The organism is Microtetraspora sp. AC03309, from assembly GCF_020826795.1.
Classification (GTDB): Bacteria; Actinomycetota; Actinomycetes; order Streptosporangiales; family Streptosporangiaceae; genus Microtetraspora; species Microtetraspora glauca.
On sequence record NZ_JADDIL010000044.1, the window covers coordinates 58566 to 75803 of the forward strand.

The 17238-nt window shown below is 71.1% G+C and carries 9 protein-coding genes; 8 read left to right on the top strand and 1 reads right to left on the bottom strand.

The genetic code is table 11. The annotated features are described in order from the left end of the window. Window positions 1-188 precede the first annotated feature (188 nt). From lanL to IMZ11_RS24820, 6 genes are all read left to right on the top strand, one after another. Window positions 189-3035: a class IV lanthionine synthetase LanL gene (lanL, locus tag IMZ11_RS24795; protein ID WP_228644743.1), complete on the top strand. Its 2847-nt coding sequence runs from the start codon at window positions 189-191 to the stop codon at window positions 3033-3035. Then, window positions 3032-4840, top strand: a complete 1809-nt coding sequence (locus IMZ11_RS24800; protein ID WP_228644744.1) for a S9 family peptidase — start codon at window positions 3032-3034, stop codon at window positions 4838-4840. Before lanL ends, IMZ11_RS24800 begins: the two co-directional genes overlap by 4 nt. A 173-nt stretch (window positions 4841-5013) precedes the next feature. After that, window positions 5014-5154: a hypothetical protein gene (locus IMZ11_RS24805; protein ID WP_228644745.1), complete on the top strand. Its 141-nt coding sequence runs from the start codon at window positions 5014-5016 to the stop codon at window positions 5152-5154. A gap of 196 nt (window positions 5155-5350) precedes the next feature. Continuing rightward, window positions 5351-7126 carry an ABC transporter ATP-binding protein gene (locus tag IMZ11_RS24810; protein WP_228644746.1) on the top strand — a complete coding sequence of 592 codons (1776 nt, stop codon included), beginning with the start codon at window positions 5351-5353 and terminating at the stop codon, window positions 7124-7126. Further along, window positions 7108-8919, top strand: coding sequence for an ABC transporter ATP-binding protein (locus IMZ11_RS24815; protein ID WP_228644747.1), 1812 nt, complete (start codon window positions 7108-7110; stop codon window positions 8917-8919). Before IMZ11_RS24810 ends, IMZ11_RS24815 begins: the two co-directional genes overlap by 19 nt. A 2-nt stretch (window positions 8920-8921) precedes the next feature. Continuing rightward, window positions 8922-9446 (top strand): MepB family protein, encoded by a 525-nt coding sequence (locus IMZ11_RS24820; RefSeq protein WP_228644748.1) that lies wholly within the window; start codon window positions 8922-8924, stop codon window positions 9444-9446. A 133-nt stretch (window positions 9447-9579) separates the two neighbouring features. Here the strand turns inward: IMZ11_RS24820 and IMZ11_RS24825 are convergent, their stop codons facing one another. Continuing rightward, the gene (locus tag IMZ11_RS24825) at window positions 9580-15006 is read right to left on the bottom strand and encodes a type I polyketide synthase (protein WP_228644749.1); all 5427 of its coding nucleotides are present in this window, start codon (window positions 15004-15006) and stop codon (window positions 9580-9582) included. A gap of 384 nt (window positions 15007-15390) precedes the next feature. Here IMZ11_RS24825 and IMZ11_RS24830 point away from each other — a divergent pair, with 384 nt between their 5' ends. Then, window positions 15391-16140: an SDR family NAD(P)-dependent oxidoreductase gene (locus IMZ11_RS24830; protein ID WP_228644750.1), complete on the top strand. Its 750-nt coding sequence runs from the start codon at window positions 15391-15393 to the stop codon at window positions 16138-16140. 230 nt (window positions 16141-16370) lie between these two features. Beyond that, window positions 16371-17238 (top strand): BTAD domain-containing putative transcriptional regulator (locus tag IMZ11_RS24835; RefSeq protein WP_228644751.1); only part of this gene is annotated, 868 nt, incomplete at its 3' end.

Sequence of the window (17238 nt, forward strand, 5' to 3'; positions counted from 1 at the left end):
CGTCCGCGTACCTTCGGCGCAGGTTGAGTTTCCGGACACCATCCGCGATGTGCGGCCCTATCAGGGCCGGTCGTCCCCACGGATGTGCGGAAGCACCGACCGGAAGCTGCACGAGGGTGGCTGTCCCTGTTCCGCGCGAACGTCGCGGAAGGCAACGACAGCATGGGTTGAAGGACGTGAGTGAGTCCATGGACAAGGTTGAGCGCCCCGAGGGGGATCGTTTCCTGCTCCAGGATGTCGCCAGGGCGGCACTGATCCGGGTGGCCGGGCAGGAGGCGGCGACAGCGAACGCCGTCGCGGGGAGCGGGGCAGAAAGTTCCGAGTGCCCGGTGTCTCCGGGGTCGGCGGACATCGCCGGCTGGGAAGTCCGCCCCGGCACGCCGTGGACCTATGTGACCCCGGTGGGCTCCACCACGCGGCCACAGGGCTGGAAGCTGCACGTCTCGGCGACGCCGCTTTCGGCTCCTCTCGTGCTGGCGAGGGTGGTCGAGGTGCTGGGCCGCCACCAGTGCGCCTTCAAGTTCGCCTCCAACCTGCAGGAACTGGTGGGCCTCATCTCCCGGGAGACCGATCGCGGATCGGTCGGCAAGTTCGTCACGGTGTACCCGCCGGACGACGAGACCGCCGTAGTGATCGCCGAGGAACTGCACTCGGCCACCTACGCCCTGTCCGGGCCCCCGATCCTGTCCGATCGCGCCTATCGCCCGGGAAGCCTGGTGCACTACCGCTACGGGGTGTTCTCCGCCCCGAGCGAGCTGGGAAACGACGGCACCTATGACTCTCGGCTGACCGCGCCCGACGGCACCAAGGAGTTCGACCGGCGCGACGCGTGGTATTCACCTCCGGCGTGGGCGGCGTGTCCCTTCGAGTCGGGGCAGGCGCCGCCGAAGGCGACCCGTCCGGAGCAGGTGCTGCTCGGTGACCGGTTCATGGTGCGCAAGGCGATCCGGCACAGCGCGAAGGGCGGTGTGTTCCGGGCCGAGGACCGGCTCGAGGGCGGAGAGGTGGTCATCAAACAGGCCCGCCCCCATCTCGGCGCGTCCATCGACGGACGCGACATGCGTGACCTGCTCCGTCACGAAGCACGCATGCTCGATCTGTTCGCGCCGCTGGGCGTCACGGCACGCAATGTGGCCCTCTTCGAGCAGGACGACAACCTGTTCCTGGCGCAGGAACTCCTGCCCGGCATCGCGCTGAGCAGTTGGGTCGGCGATCGCCATCGCGCCGATTCCGATGCGGCGTGGTTCGGGATCGTCCTGCGCCTGTCCAGAAGCCTGGTGGCTCTCGTCTCCACTGTGCACGGCCAGGGGTACGTGCTGCGCGATCTGACGCCGAACAACGTCATGATCACTCCCGAGCTCGAGTGCCGGCTGATCGACCTGGAGTTGGCCTCCGTTCCCGGTGCGGTCGTCCAGCGGAACTTCACCCCGGGTTATGCGGCGCCCGAGCAGCGCGCCTCCGCCATCCACTCGCCCGCACCCGGAGCCGCCGTCGACCTGTACGCGCTGGGCGCGACGTTGTACCACCTGTCCACCGCGTCCGCGCCGCTGCTGCTGGACGACGAGCCCCTCGGGGCGCGGTCGCGTGATGCGCGGCTGGCCACGCTGGTCAGCGTCGCCACCGCCGGTGACCCCGTGGCGACCGCGATGGCGCCCCTGCTGCTCGGTCTGATGGCGGAGGACCCCGAGGAACGGTGGGATCTGAAGCGGGTGGAGGAGTTCTTGGACGAGTTGTCCGCCCGCAGCGTGCCGTCCGTCGTTTCAGCTGGGGTGCCGGAGGTCTACGGCCTGGGCCTATCCGAACAGGATCGCCTCATCGAGGACGGCATCGCCTACATGCTGCAGGCGATGTCGGCGGATGCGCTCGCGGATCCCAGGCCGCGAGGCACTCTATGGCCCGCCCGCGGGTATGGTGCGGCGGCTGATCCGTGTGCCGTCCAGTACGGCTCGGCGGGGGTGCTCAACCTGCTCGCCGCGATTCTGCGGACGGACTCCGGCGAGGTGCTCCCTGCGGAGGCGCGGGCCGATGCCGGCACGGTCCTGCGGGAGGCGGCGGCCTGGACGACGCGTCGCCTCGTGGGTGAGCACCGGCCCTCCCCGGGCCTGTACTTCGGCCGGGCCGGGATCGCGTGGGGCCTGTTCGAGGCGGGGCGCTCGCTGGGCGACGAGGCGTTGAACGCCACGGGGACCGAGATGGCGCTGGCCCTGCCGGTCAGCTGGCCGAACCCGGACGTGTGCCACGGCCTCGCCGGCACAGGGCTCGCGTTGCTGCACTTCTGGCGTGCGACCGGAGACGCCCGTTTCGGTGACCGCGCCCGCGAATGCGCTGATGCCCTGCTGAAGGCGGCGCAGCATGCTGCCGGTGCGGTGCTGTGGCCTGTTCCCGCCGACTTCGACTCCTCGCTGGCAGGTGTCGTGCACTACGGCTTCGCCCACGGAGTCGCGGGGATCGCGACGTTCCTGCTGGCCGTCGGCGCCGCGCTGGATCGCGCGGACTGTCTGGAGACCGCCATGGCGGCAGGGGAGACGCTGCTGGCCGCGGCCGAGTACCGGGGCGGGACGGCCTGGTGGCCGGAGACTCCCGACGGTGGCGGAATGATGCCTCACTGGTGCAGTGGGTCGTCGGGGGTGGGCACGTTCCTCGTCCGCCTGCACGCGGCCGGCGGCGATCCGCGGTTCCGGGAGGCTGCCGAGAGCGCAGCCGCCTCCGTTTACGCACGGCGCCTGGTCTCGGGCACCTCCGCCTGCCACGGTCTGGCCGGTGACGGGCAGTTCCTGCTCGACCTGGCCGATTTCCTGGGCGAACCGGGCTACCGCGCGCAAGCCGAGGAGCTGGCCGGGGTCCTGTGGAGCCGCGCCGTCGTCCGCGACGGGTCGCTGGTGGTGCCAGACGAGAACGGGATGGCGGTAACCGTCGGCTGGAACGCCGGACTGGCGGGCATCCTGGGCTTCCTGCACCGACTCCGCCACGGCGGGCCGCGTCCATGGATGGCCGACGCCAAGCGCGACTCGCTTGCCAGGGTGGCGGTCCGATGAGCTCGATCGTCACCGCCGAGAGGAAGAACGATCTGCGGGACGTCACGCGCATCAACTTCCGTTTCTCGGGGCAGGGCCGGTATGCCGCCTGCCTCACCCGGCTCGGCCGCGACCGTCTCACCGCGGAGCTGTGGGATCTCGCCGACGCGCGCCCGCTGCCGCGGCTGGTGCGAACCCGAGCCGGTGAGACCTCGCTGACCATGCCGGTGCCCACCGACGTGGGCGCGCTGCTGCTGTGCCGCTTCGGGCTCGGCGAGCACCGCTTGTCCCTGGTCGCGCCATCGCCGTACGCCGGCGAGGACGCCGAAGAACATGAACTGGGCGTCCTTCGCGGCAACGGGGTCAGATTCGTCGTCGGCACGGCCGGGGGAGCAGCGGCTCTGGCGTTCGAAGCCTGCGCTGACGGGCGCACCACGGTGTGGCGCCTCTCCGGGCGGGCAGAGCAGCCCGAGCCGATCGCCGAGTTCCCCTACCTCGTGAAGGGCGGCGTCTGGCTGGACGAGGCCGGTCGCCACCTCGCCTTGACCACGGTGAAGCCGGCCTCGGGCACCGTGGTCCTGGACACCTCGCGCGGCAGCCTCGCCCCGCCGGCCCGGCTGGCGCGTGACGAGCATCTGCTGTTGGCAGCGCCCGGCGCAGGTTCGCTGATCACCGTCGCGCAATGCGATGGCGCTTATCGCCTGGGTGTTCGCCACAGGGACGCGGAGGGACCCGCTTGCTTCCCCGACCGGCTGAATGCGATCGAGGGCGCGGTGACACCGTTGGCGCTGGACCCGATGGGACGACGCCTTGCCCTCATGGTGACCCGCCGGACCCGCGCCCACCTCCTCCTGCACGACCTGGTGCACGACACCGTGACGGAGGCCGATCTCCCGCCCGGAATGCTGTACCCGGCCGCCCACTGGAGCACCGCCGGCCTGCATGTGATCCACACTGCCCCTGACAGCCCGCCCGCTTTCGTCAGGGTGCCGGAGCCCTCCGTGCCACCCGTCCCCGCAGGCGACGTCGGCAGCGGAGTCCGTGGGGAGCCGGCTCGCGTCCGGTCTTATCAAGGTGCGGCGGGTTCGATCGAGGCGATCGTGTACGGCACCCCGGAAACCAGTCCCCAGGTTGTCCTCGCGCTGCACGGCGGTCCCGAGTCCGCCTGGCAGTTCGCCTACGACCCGCTTTTTCAGCGCCTCGCCGCCGCCGGCATCGCCGTGGTCGCCCCCAACCAGCGCGGCAGCACGGGGTATGGCGCCGCTCACCGTGACGCCATCCGCGACGCGTGGGGCGGACCCGACCTCGCCGACATCCTGCACCTGGGCCGTGCCCTGGCCGCTGCCCGCGGGCCTGAAAGACCGCGCCCGATGCTCTACGGGGTCAGCTACGGCGCATTCCTCGCACTGCTGGCGGCCGCCGCCGAGACGGACCTGTGGTCCCGCGCTGCGGTCGTCGCGCCCTTCCTGTCGGGGCAGGCGCTGTCACAGGACGGATCGGCCGCGGTACGCGCCCTGCTGGACCGGCTCGGCGGACGCGCCGAGCTCGCCGATGACGCGCTCGGCTCCCGCGACCTGCTCCGGTTGGCTGACCGAATACGCCTGCCGCTCCTCATCGTGCACGGCCAGGAGGACCCGATCATCCCGGTCACCCATTCGCGACGGCTGTACGACCGGCTACGCGAATCAGGCAGACGTGTGGGCGCCGAGGTGACCTATCTGGAGGTACCCGGTGGCGGCCACGATCCGCTGCACGAGACGTCGGACGGCGCGGTTCTCGACCGTATCGTCCGCTTCTTCGACAGCGGGTCGTCCGGCGGTCTCTGACCGGATGCCCGCGTCCCACGCACGCTTTCGCGAACCGTGGACGCCACAAGCTCGGTCGGTACTCCTGCGCGTTCCACCCGCACGTCAGCGCGGTGGTCGTTCAGGCCCGGCCGCAGAGGGGTCTCCCGCACAAGGCGGGTGACCCAGACAGCACCATCGAGAAAGGAAAGATCATGCAGCTCGACATCACCACCCTGGACATGCTTCCGGTTGAGGAGGAGGTCAGCCTCGCGCCGTGCAGGCTCACCTGCGGGGCCACCTGCGTCGACGACTGGGCGCGGACTTCGGGTACCACTGGCGGACCCACCTGGTAGAACATCTGGCGCTCTGCGTACGGCATGAGCATCAGATAGATCCCTAAGCGGGGGCCCGGGGCAGATGCCCCGGGCCCTCCACGGAGAGGCGGCAGACTCGCCGCCACCTCGCCATTCACCGTAAGCAGCCGCCCTGCGGCAGCGGATGAACCAGGCCGCGAGCACAGCGACCACGGAGACGTCCCAGAGGGAGACGATGTCAGATCAGTCGTCTGGCGAGTCACGACAGCAGACGAGATACAAGCAGGCCGACAGTCTTGTCGCGGCCACCGTACGGCGGGCATGGGCGCCGCTGGCCGTGGCGGCGATGTCCAGCCTCGTGGCTTCGGCCGCCGCGCTGGCCCTGCCGGCCGTGCTCGCCGCCGCCGTCGACGGCGTTCTCGCCGGCAGGGGAGCGCAGGCCGCCTGGCAGCTCGGGCTCGTCCTGGCGGCCATGGTGTGCGCCGACCTCATGGGGGCACTGGCGGGGGCGGCCTCCACCGCGTCCGCCACGTCGGCCCTGCGTCTGCGGTTCACCATCCACGTCCTGGCGCTCGGAGCCACCGGGGCCCGGACCCATCCCGTCGGCGAACTGGTCAACCGCCTGGTGAACAACACCGCCACCGTTGCTTCCGTCCCGCTGACGCTGCTCTCCATGGCGACAGGGTTCATCGCCTCGGCCGGGGGCGTCGTCGCGCTGCTGATGACCGACTGGCGGGCGGGTGCCGTCTTCCTGGTCGTCGTGCCCGTCGCGTCGATCATCATGCGCCTGTTCGTGAACCGCCTCTCCGGGTTGTACGGCGCCTACCAGGAGGCGCAGGGGCGTCTGGCCGACCGCCTCACCGACGCCCTGGCCGGCATCCGAACGGTGCGCGCCTCGGGCACCGTCGACCGCGAGATCACCCGGGTTCTCGTACCTCTCGCGGACCTGTCCAGTGCCGGGCACGGGCTGTGGCGCGCTCAAGCGCGCGGCGTATGGCAGCTCACTCTTCTGCTGCCGCTGGTGGAGGTGCTGGTCCTCGCCGTGGCCGGGCTCGGTCTCGTGGACGGGCGCCTGCAGCCGGGACAGCTGCTGTCCGTGGCCGGCTACACCGCCCTCGGTCTGGGCTTCGTCGGTCAGTTCGACGGGCTGATGGGGCTGGCCAACTCCCGCGCCGCGGCACAGCGGGTGGCGGAGGTGCTGGCCCTGCCGTCCCCGGCTCCTGGCACCCGCCCGCTGCCCGCCGGTCCCGGGGCTCTGGCCTTCCGCGGCGTCACTGTCACCCACGAGGGCACGCCGCTCCTGGACAGCATCGACCTGGACATCCCCGCCGGAGCGCTGACCGCCCTCGTCGGACGTTCCGGCGCGGGCAAGACCACGCTGGCCCTGCTGGCCGGACGGCTGATGGACCCCGATCGGGGAACGGTGCTGCTCGACGGGCAGGACATCGCCGTCGTCCACCCGGGCGGGCTGCGCGGCGCGGTCGCCTACGCCTTCGAACGCCCCATGCTCCTCGGCGGCGACCTCGCCTCGGCCATCACCTACGGCAATCCAGAGCTCAACGGCGATGCCGTCCGGCGGGCCGCGCACGCCGTGCACGTCGACGAGGTCATACGCCGCCTCCCACACGGCTACCGGACACCCGCCGACACCGCGCCACTGTCCGGAGGGGAACTGCAGCGCCTGGGCTTGGCACGCGCGCTGGTCCGGCACGCCCGCCTGACCATTCTGGACGACGCCACATCAAGCCTCGACACGGTGACCGAGGCGAAGGTGATCCGCACGCTGGTGGAGGGCATGCGCGGGCTCACCCGGCTCGTCGTCGCCCATCGCGCCACCACCGCCGCCCGCGCCGACCTCGTCGTCTGGCTCGACAACGGCCAGATCAGAGCCCAGGGCTCCCACCAGGCGCTATGGCGCGACCCGGCCTACCGCGCCCTCTTCGCGTCCGACACCGAACCGATCAGCGGCGATTCGTCAGGGGAGGACAGCTCATGCCCAGCCCGACTTTGACCCGCCCACGGCGTGAGGCGCATGGTGGGCCCGCCCCGGCGAAGTCCCCGGCACAGGACCCGTCCATCGCCAACGGACGCAGGCTACTGCTCACGCTGCTGGGCCGTCGCAGGCGTCCACTCGTCATGGCGATGGCCTGGTCCCTCGTCGAAGCCGGTCCGGTGTGGCTGTCCGGGCTGTTCATCGCCGCCGCCATCGATCACGGCTTCCTGGCCGGGAGCCCGGGTACGGGCCTGGCCTGGCTCGCCCTCCTGGGGCTCGCGATGCTGGTCAAAGCCGTGGCCACCCGCCTGATGTTCCCGCACCTGGCCGCCGTCGTGGAGCCGCTGCGCGACGACCTCGTGCACGCCGTGGTCGCCGCCACCATCACCCGCGCCGCCGGCGCCGCCGAACCCCCCGACACCGCCGCCGTCACTCGTCTCACGGAGCAGGTGGACACGCTGCGCAACCTGGTGTCCGCGCTGCTGCGAAGCAGTCGCGCGCTGGGCATCTCCCTGATCGCCGCGCTCGGGGGGCTGCTGGCCCTCTCGCCTCTGGCCGCGGCCATCGCCGCCGGACCCGTGCTCGTGGCGCTGGTCGTGTTCACCAGGCTGCTGCGTGTGCTCGTGGTCCGTCAGCGCGAGCAGGTCATCGCCGACGAGGCGCTCACCGCCGAGGCCACCCCGATCCTCGCGGGGCTGCGCGACGTCGCCGCCTGCGGAGCGGAGACCCAGGCGTACGCGACCGTGGAGGCGGCGGTCACCGCTCAGACGACGGCCACCCGGGCGCTGGCGCGAGCGGCTCTGGGCCGGCGGTTCGTCGTCGCGCTCGGCGCACACGTTCCGCTGCTGGGGCTGCTGGTCGCCGCGCGGCCGCTGATCCAGGACGGCCGGCTCAGCGCCGGAGAGGTCGTGGGAGCCGTCACCTATCTGGCCACCGGTCTGGATCCCGCCCTGCGATCGCTGACCGGCATGGTGGGCGGATGGGGCGTGGCGCTCGCCGTGACGCTGCGCCGGATCGCCGAGACGATCACCGTACCCGCCGTCTCCGTCTCGCCCGGCGGGTCGTTCTCCCCGAGCGGTCATGAGCTGCGGGCGGAACGGCTGAGCTTCGCCTACGCGCCGCAGGCGACACCCGTCGTACGCGACCTCGACCTGACGATCGACGAAGGCGATCACCTGGCCGTGGTGGGCCCCAGCGGCATCGGTAAGTCCACGCTGTCCATGCTGCTCACCGGGCTGCGGCAGCCCAGCGGAGGCGAGATACGGCTCGGCGGCGTCCCTCTCACGTCGATCGCCGGACACGAGCTGCGGATCACGATGGCGCTCGTACCCCAGGAGGCGTACGTGTTCACCGGGACGGTCAGGGAGAACCTCGCCTACCTCTGCCCGGGCGATATCGGGGACGTGAGGTTGCGTGAGGCGGCGGAGAAGGTCGGGGCCGGGCCGCTCGTCGACCGGCTCGGCGGTCTGGACGCGGTGATCGACGAGCCGTCCACGCTGTCGGCCGGGGAAAGGCAGCTCATCGCCCTGGCCCGCACCTACGCCTCCCCGGCCCGTCTGGTCGTCCTGGACGAAGCGACCTGCCACCTGGACCCGGCGGCGGAGGCGAGGGCCGAGCTGGCGTTCGCCGCCAGGCCCGGCACTCTCATCGTGATCGCGCACCGGATCAGCTCCGCACGACGAGCGCGGCGGATTGTGCTGATGGACGGCACCACGGTGCTCACCGGATCTCATCGTGACCTGATGACCCGGTCGCCTCTGTACGCCGACATGGTCGGTCTGTGGCAGCGGCACGACTGCGGCAGGATGTGAGGATGGCGGCCGATCAGCCGTGGGCGGGGCTTCACGATGACCTGCTGGCGGCGAAGACACTGGTGTACGACCCGAGTGGCTTTCTTTGCTCACAGCCGGTGCCCGAACCGGAGAGTGCCGAGTACGCAGCTCACGGGATCACGATCGACGGGTTGTCGGTCAGGTTCCGCGTGGCCAAGACCACTCCGACGAAGGTCGGCCAGTTCGTCACCGTGTGGCAGCGATCCGCAGAAGGCCCGATCCGACCCTTCGACGCCGATGAAGGGATTGATCTCTTCGTCATCAGCAGCCGCGACAGTGGACACTTCGGACAGTTCGTGTTCCCGCGAGAAGTGCTGTGCGAGCGCGGCATCGTGTCCCGGGACGGCTCCGGCGGGAAGCGAGGCTTCCGCGTCTACCCGCCGTGGGTGACCACGAGCAATCGTCAGGCACGCAGCACTCAGGCATGGCAGGTGGACTACTTCCTGTGTTTCACGGAGGACAGGTCTGTCGACATGGCGCGTGCCCACGCTCTCTACCACCCGTAGGTGTGGGATTCGCCCTTGTCGCGGGGGGCAAAAGGGAGCGGCCCGTAAGGACAGGATGGGCAGAACGCCGGAGGGCCGGCGCCCGCCGAGCGCCGGCCCGGTAGGTGACCGGCGCCCGAGGACCGCCGATGGATCAGCGCCGTTCCAGGCCGTCCCCTGACTCCCTCAGATGCGTGAGCGCGACAGAGGCGAGATCCCCGATCGTGCGGCGCTGAAGGAAGATCGCCGCAGGCAGGGTGACGCCGAGGTCGGCCGCGATCCGATTGCGGAGCTGGACCGCCATCAGGGAGTCGAGGCCCAGGCGGTGTGGGCGCTGCGCCGTGTCGACCCGCTCGGAGGGAAGCTGGACGATGGCCGCTACCTGCGCGCACAGGTAAGCCGTGACGAGCAGTTCCGCTTCCTGCGCGTCGCGGTCGGCGAGCATGGCCGGCGTCAGGTCCGGCGGCGGGGCCTCGCCCGCGGAGTCCGCGGAGTTCGTCGCTTCGCCGTCCACCAGCTCGCGCAGAAGTGATGACGTGCGCAGGGCGGGGAAGTACCGCGTCCAAACGGCGGGGGCGAACGACATCACCGACGCCTGGGCCGGCGGGTCGGCAAGCAGGCGGCCGAGGACCGCGAAGCCCTCCGCGGGGGTGAAGCCGGCGAAGCCGCGTTCGTCCAGCCGGAGGTCCTTGCCCGCCTTGGCGGCCTGTCCCGTGTCGGTCCACTGTCCCCAGTTGACGCTCAGGGCGGGTAGGCCGTTGGCGCGCCGGTAGTACGCGAGCCCGTCCTGGTAGGCATTGGCGGCGGAGTAGTTCCCCTGCCCGGGTGACCCGATCACCGAGGCCGCCGAGGAGTACATCAGGAAGAAGTCGAGAGGGAGGCGGCGGGTGAGCTCGTGCAGGTGCCACGACCCGTCGACCTTGGGAGGCATGGGCGCGAAGAATCGCTCGCGGTCCAGCTGTGCCAGCGTTCCGTCGTCGAGGACGACGGCGGAGTTGACGACACCGCGGAGCGGCGGCATGCGCCGGGCGAGGTCCTCCAGGAGGTCGGCCACCTCGGTGCGGGAGGCTATGTCCGCCTTCGCGAAGTGGACCTCCGCACCGACAGATCGCATCGCGGCGATCCGGTCGGTCGCGCCCGCCGGAGCGCCGCTGCGGCCTACCAGCACCAGGTGCCGTGCGCCGTGCTGGACGAGCCATTCGGCGGTGAGCAGTCCGACCCCGCCGAAGCCTCCGGTGATCAGGTACGTCGCGTCTGACCGTACGGGGACGGGGCGTGCGGCGGGGAGCGGCCGGCGCCGGAGCCGGGCGGCGTACCTGTGGCCGGTTCGCAGCGCGACCTCGGTTTCGGTCCCGTCGTTTTCGATCTCCGCCCGGAGGGCACGAAGGGTGGCGGCGTCGGGGTCCGCAGGAAGGTCGATCATCGAGCAGCGCAGTTCGGGATGCTCGTAGGGGATCACGCGGCCGATGCCCCATGTGGCGGTCTCCACGGGGTCGACATCATCGATGCCCTCAGGATCCTGGGCGGCGGTGGTGACGAGCCAGAGGCGGGGAGCGCCGCTCGGCTCGCCGGCCGTCAGCGCGTGGACCAGGGCCAGAACGTCGTGGCAGCCCTCCAGGACCTCCGATCCGGTCTCCTGTTCCGCGGCTCCCGCGGTGGACAGGCGCACGACCGCTCTCGGGGGCCATGCCCCTCGTGCCGTCTGCTCCTTGACCAGGATCTCCCAGCTCTCGGCGGAGGCGAGATCGAGCGTGCAGCGGTCGGGGCCGAGCCGGCGATAGCCGGTGCCGGGCTGTACCAGCAGCGGCTCGCCACCTTCGGCCGCGAGAACGGCGCACAGTTCGGAGCCGAGTGGGGAGTCGGCCACCACCAGCCAGGACGCTCGTTCGAGCGCGGGCATGGGCTCGGCGTGCGGTTCCAACTCGACCCACTCGACGCCGTACAGCAGGCGGCGCGCCCTGTGCTCGACCATCTCGGGCGGCTCGCTGACCAGCCGCCTGAGCTGGAATCCCTCGATGGAGGCCAGCAGGCGGCCCGTGTCGTCGCCGATCAGCACATCGAACTCCACGACATCGGGTCCGACCACCGTGGCGGACCGGACAGCGGTCGACCACAGGAGCCTGTCGGCCTCAGGGCGGGCGTGCACCCTGCAACGCCCGGTGCGTACCGGCAGGTAGGTGTCGCTCGCCCCCGCGCTGTCGCTGTTGCTCTCGGCGTCGCCGTCGCTGTCGCCGAGCAGGGACATCACCGGCTGGAGGGCCGAGTCGAGCAGCGCCGGGTGGAAAAGGTAGCGCCGCAGCCCGGGGGCGATGCTGTCGTCGACTTTCAGCTCGGCGGCCACCGCCCCCTTAGTGCGATGAAGCGCGACCACCGACTGGAAGGGCCCGGTCTGCTGGATGCCCCGGCGGCGCAGCGCGGCGTAGTGCTCGGCCACATCGACTCTGTCCGGGTAACCGGCCAGTTGGGGGAGGCCGATCCGCTCGTCCCGCGTGTCCGCTCGACAGGGCCGCAGCGACGCCGTGGCGATCCGCATCCACTCGGCGCTTTCGCCGCCGGTCGCGTCGGCCGCGTGACATGTCCAGCGGCGGCTCCCGTCGTCCCCGGCGGAGTCGAGGCGCGCCTGCAGGCGCTGGGGCGTTCCCGGAGTCAGGAACAGCGCGCGTTCGAGGTGGAGGTCCGTCACCTCGAACCGGTCGCCGTACGCCTCCTGCCCGGCGCCCAGGGCGAGCTCGTGGTAGCCCGTGCCCGACAGCATCGGCATGTCGTGGACCCGGTGGTGACCGAGGTACGGCAACCGTTCGAGGTCGACGGAGAAGTCCCACACCAGGGTGTCGCCGGGCGCCAGGGTGAGTGCCCTGCCGATGATCGGGTGGCCTCCGGTGTCGCTCGCTGCCCCGCCGCGTGCCGTCGCCCGGTCGACTGTCTTCCAGTACCGCGTGTGCTGCCAGGGGTAGGAGGGAAGGGCCACGCCCGCTGTCCCGCCGGGCTGTAGCCGGGAGAAGTCGACGACCCGGCCGCTGACGTACAGCTCGGCCGCCGCGTCCAGCAGGGCGGTCCGACCTGGGGTGTCACGGGCGAGCACGGTGACCACGATCCCGCTTGCGCCTGCGTGCCGCAGGTTTTGCTGCACGGCCCGCGCGAGCAGGGGATTGGGGCTGAACTCCACGAAAGTGTCGAACCCCGCATCCGCCAGGTACTGGACGGCGTCCGCGAACAACACCGGCTCGCGAAGGTTGTCCGCCCAGTACGCCGCGTCCATCTCCGGCCCGGCGATGAAGCGGCCGGTGAGCGTGGAGCACAGCGGGATATCGCCCTGCCGGGGACGGAGAGGGGCGAGGAGCTTGAGGAGCGGCTCGCGGAGCGGGTCCATCTGCGGGCTGTGTGAGGCGAAGTCGACCTGCACCCGGCGCCCGAAGATCCCTTCCGCGTCCAGGTCGTGCAGGATCGGGTCGATCTCCTCCGGCTCGCCGGCGATGACGCAGGAGGTGGGGGCGTTGATCACCGCCAGGACCGCCGTGCCGCCCCGCTCGGCGAGCAGGGCCTTCACCCGCTCGGCCGGCAGTTCGACCGCTGCCATCGCGCCGTGGCCGGTGGTGTCCAGGACGAGGCGGCTGCGGCCGCAGATGATCCTCGCGGCGTCGTCGAGGTCGAGAACTCCGGCCACGTGGGCCGCCGCCACCTCGCCCATCGAGTGCCCGATGACGGCGTCGGGTTCGAAGCCCCACGAGCGCCACAGGCGGGCGAGCGCCACCTGGACGGCGAAGATCGTCGGCTGTGCGACGTCGATCTCGGCGAGGCGGGAGGTCTCGGGGTCCGCGCTGAGCTCAGCGGTGAGCGACCAGTCGACATAGGAACGCATCACCTTCTCGCAGTCGGCGATCGCTGCGGCGAAGACGGGCTCCTCGTCGAGAAGGTCGCGGCCCATGCCGAGCCACTGCGCACCATGGCCCGGGAAAACCCAGACGGTCCGGTGGGCCCCCTGGAGATCGTCCAGTTCGCCGGTGTAGACGCCCTCCGCGTGGCCGTTCCGGGCGAAAGCGGCAAGCGTGGCCGCGGCATCCTCGCTCGTGCTCGCGACGACGGCCAGCCGCCGGTCGTGGTGGCTGCGCCGTACGCCTGCGGCACGGACGACCCCGTCCAGCGGTGAGGTGCCGAGCAGGTCGCGGTAGCGCTCCGCGAGCGCGGTGAGGGCGCCCGGGGTGCGCGCCGAGATCGGCAGCAGCATCGGACGCTCGCCGTCTCCGCGACTCTCGTCCGGCTGGGCGGGCGGAGGCGGCTCCTCGACGACGATGTGCACGTTCGTGCCGGTGATGCCGAAGCTGCTGACTCCGGCCCTGCGTGGCTGTGCTCCCTGCGGCCAGGGTTGTCCCCGATCGCACACGCGTACCCCGATCTCGTCCCAGGGGATGGAGGGGTTGGGCGAGGTGAAGTTGAGGCTGGCCGGAAGCCATCCCCGCTGCACGCACAGCACGGTTTTGATCAGCCCGGTGACCCCGGCGGCGCCCTCGGTGTGGCCGAGGTTGGTCTTCACCGAACCCACCAGGAGCGGGCGGTCCGCGGGGCGCCCCTGCCCGAGCACCCCGTCCAGCGCGGCGATCTCCACCGGGTCGCCGACGCTGGTGCCGGTGCCGTGGGCCTCCACGTACGCCACGCTGGCCGGGTCCACCCCGGCGTCGCGGTAGGCCGCCCGCAGCGCCGCCTGCTGTCCGGGGACCTGGGGAGCCATGAAGCTGTCCGAGTACCCGTCGTTGCTGGCGGCGGCTCCGCGGATCAGGGCATGGATCCTGTCCCCGTCGGCCAGCGCCCGAGAGAGGGTCTTGAGCACGACGATGCCCACGCCCTCGCTGCGGACGTAGCCGTCGGCGCGGGCGTCGAAGGTCTTGCACTGGCCGTCCAGGGCCATCATGGCGCCCTGGGAGAACCCGATGCCGTGGTCGGGGGTGAGGATGGCGTTGACGCCCCCGGCGAAGGCCACGTCGCAGGAGCCCGCCCGCAGCGACTGGACGGCGAGCTGTACGGCGACCAGGGAGGAGGAGCAGGCGGCGTCGAGCGCCACGCTCATCCCGGTGAGGTTCAGGGCGTGGGAGACGCGTCCGGCGTTGCCGCCTCGAGTGCTTCCGGCGACCGTGTGCACGTCGAGCTCTTCGAGCACTCCGGACTGCCGGTCCCAATAGTCGCTGGTGATGACCCCCATGAAGACCGCGCCGGTCAGTTCAGGCGTCCGTTCCAGTACCAGGCCGGCGTCCTCGAACGCCTCCCAGGCCACCTCCATCACCACGCGGTGCTGGGGGTCCATCGCGGCGGCCTCGCGAGGGGAGATGCCGAAGAACTCCGCGTCGAACTCGTCGATGCCGGAGACGAAACCGCCGTACTTGGAGGCGATCTTGCCGGGGACGCCGGACGCAGGGTGATAGACCTCCTCGACCGGGAACCGGTCGGAGGGGATCTCGGAGACGGCGTTCTCGCCACGGCACAGCAACTCCCACAATTCCTCGGGGGAGCGGGCGCCGGGTAGGCGGCAGGCCATCCCCACCACGGCGATCGGTTCTGGTGCGGTCCGGGGAGTGTCGGTCGTGCTCATGCCGAAGTCCTCTGTCGCTGGTTGTGCGAAAGGCTGGAACACGCCGCGCAGCGAGCTCATCGGGCGCGGCGCGACGTCATGGTCGCCGTGCGGACGGAACCGTCCGCACGGCAACCGATCCACCGGTTCTCACCATGCGTCCGGTCCTTGCCGTTGACTTGAAAGGCATTGCGGCCGGCTTGAGGGCGTTCCGGCCATCAGCCTGACCGGCGACGAGTGGGTCGGACCGCACCGTTGGGCCTCGCCTGCCGTTCGGTACCTGCCGGGGAGACGCCAGGTTTTTCGCAATGTCGGCCTGCATGGTGATCCCAGGCCGGGCTGGGATGACGTGCTTGCCCCGCACCGGCCCCAGTGATCGAAGCCGACAAGTGGAGAGGCGCGAGCATGGGGAAGACACTCAAGGGCAAGGTGGCACTGGTCACCGGCGGTTCCCGCGGCATCGGTGCCGCGACCGCACGCGCGCTCGCCGAGCAGGGCGCGGATGTCGCCATCAGCTTCGTGGCCTCGGCCGAGAAGGCGGAGGCTGTCGTGGAGGACCTCGTCGGCATGGGCGTGCGCGCCAGGGCCCACAAGGCCGACCAGGGGAGTCCGGAGGAGGTCACTGGCCTGGTCGACGCGGTGGTAGAGCACTTCGGGCGGCTCGACATCCTGGTCAACAACGCGGCGATCTGGGTTGTGGGCGCGATCGACGCGCCCGACGCGGACATCGAGGCGTTCTCCCGCCAGTACGCGGTGAACTTCAGTGGAGTCGTGGCGGGGATCCGGGCGGCCGCCAGGGTGATGGAAGAGGGCGGCCGCATCATCTCGGTCGGCTCGGGGACGGGCACGCGGGTGGGCTGGCCGGGGCTGGCCGACTACGTCGCCACCAAGACCGGTGTCATCGGCTACTCCAAGGGGGCGGCACGAGACCTCGCACCGCGAGGCATCACGGTCAACGTCGTCCAGGCCGGCTGCGTCGACACCGATATGAACCCGGCCGACAGCGAGCTGGCGCCCACGTTCCTCGCCTCGGTGCCTCTTGGTCGTTACGCGCGGCCCGAGGAGATCGCCGCGGCGATCGTCTTCCTCGCCGGTCCCGGCGGCTCCTACATCACCGGCACCGTCCTGAACGTGGACGGGGGCTACAACGCCTGACGGCGGCCGCCGCTTACGCCCGCGCCATGTGTCCAGCGAAGGACAGCGAATCACCCGTACGGCGGACGACTCGGCCGACGGCTCCGGCATACAGTCCCTGGCTGTTGGGGCCGCAAGGCCGAGGTCACTCCAGCGACGAAGATCTTGCAGGTCGTGGACGTGCCGTCGTGTGCACGAGAGGCGTCCGGCGCGACGGCTTCGTTCCCTGGGCCGACCGACAGGGAGTGCGGGTGGAGTTCCGGGTCCTCGGTCCGTTGGAGGTCTACGACGGCGACGGCAGGCCTGTCGAAGTGGGCGGGCCGCGTCAGCGCGCTGTGCTGGCCCGGCTCCTCGTCGCCGGAGGGCAGCTCGTCGCAGTGGACACGCTGATCGATGATCTCTATAAGGACGCGCCTCCGGCCACTGCGCTGGCGACGGTGCAGTCGTATGTGTCGCATTTGCGGCGGGCGATCGAGCGTGATCGGCCGGCGCGGTCTCGGCCGAAGGTGTTGGTGGGGCGGCCGCCGGGGTATGTGCTGGCGGCTGTGAGTGTGGATGCGGTGCGGTTCACGGATCTGGTGAAGCGGTCGGAGTTCTTGCCGGCGGGGGAGGCTTTGGCGTCGGTGGAGGAGGCGCTGGGGTTGTGGCGGGGGGTGCCGTACGGCGAGTTCTGTGATGAGACGTGGGCGATCACGGAGGTCAGTCGGCTGCGGGAGTTGCGGTTGGTGGCGGTGGAGCGGCGTGCGCAGGCGTTGCTTGATCTGGGTCGGCCGCTGGCGGTGATCGCGGATCTGGAGGTCGAGACGGGGGCGGATCCGTTGCGGGAGCGGTTGTGGTGCTTGCTGGCGCTGGCGTTGTACCGCACCGGCCGCCAAGCAGACGCGCTCACCGTGTTGCGCAAAGCCGGAGACATCCTCGTGAACCAGCACGGTCTGGACCCCGGGCGGGAGCTGCGGGAGCTGGAGAACGACATCCTGCGGCAGGCCGAGTCGCTGGGGCCGGTCAGCTCTCCCGTGCTGCTCGCTCCTCCGGAGGTCTCTTCGCCTCAGGCCCAGATGGTGCGAGAGCGGCCGTCGGCGGAGCCGCTGGGATGGACCGTCCCCTCGGCGCTTGGGCGGG

Bases quoted from the DNA above. Each gene is read 5' to 3' on its own strand.
- lanL (WP_228644743.1), top strand. From the start codon at position 189: ATGGACAAGGTTGAGCGCCCCGAGGGGGATCGTTTCCTGCTCCAGGAT.
- IMZ11_RS24800 (WP_228644744.1), top strand. From the start codon at position 3,032: ATGAGCTCGATCGTCACCGCCGAGAGGAAGAACGATCTGCGGGACGTC.
- IMZ11_RS24805 (WP_228644745.1), top strand. From the start codon at position 5,014: ATGCAGCTCGACATCACCACCCTGGACATGCTTCCGGTTGAGGAGGAG.
- IMZ11_RS24810 (WP_228644746.1), top strand. From the start codon at position 5,351: ATGTCAGATCAGTCGTCTGGCGAGTCACGACAGCAGACGAGATACAAG.
- IMZ11_RS24815 (WP_228644747.1), top strand. From the start codon at position 7,108: ATGCCCAGCCCGACTTTGACCCGCCCACGGCGTGAGGCGCATGGTGGG.
- IMZ11_RS24820 (WP_228644748.1), top strand. From the start codon at position 8,922: ATGGCGGCCGATCAGCCGTGGGCGGGGCTTCACGATGACCTGCTGGCG.
- IMZ11_RS24825 (WP_228644749.1), bottom strand. From the start codon at position 15,006: ATGAGCACGACCGACACTCCCCGGACCGCACCAGAACCGATCGCCGTG.
- IMZ11_RS24830 (WP_228644750.1), top strand. From the start codon at position 15,391: ATGGGGAAGACACTCAAGGGCAAGGTGGCACTGGTCACCGGCGGTTCC.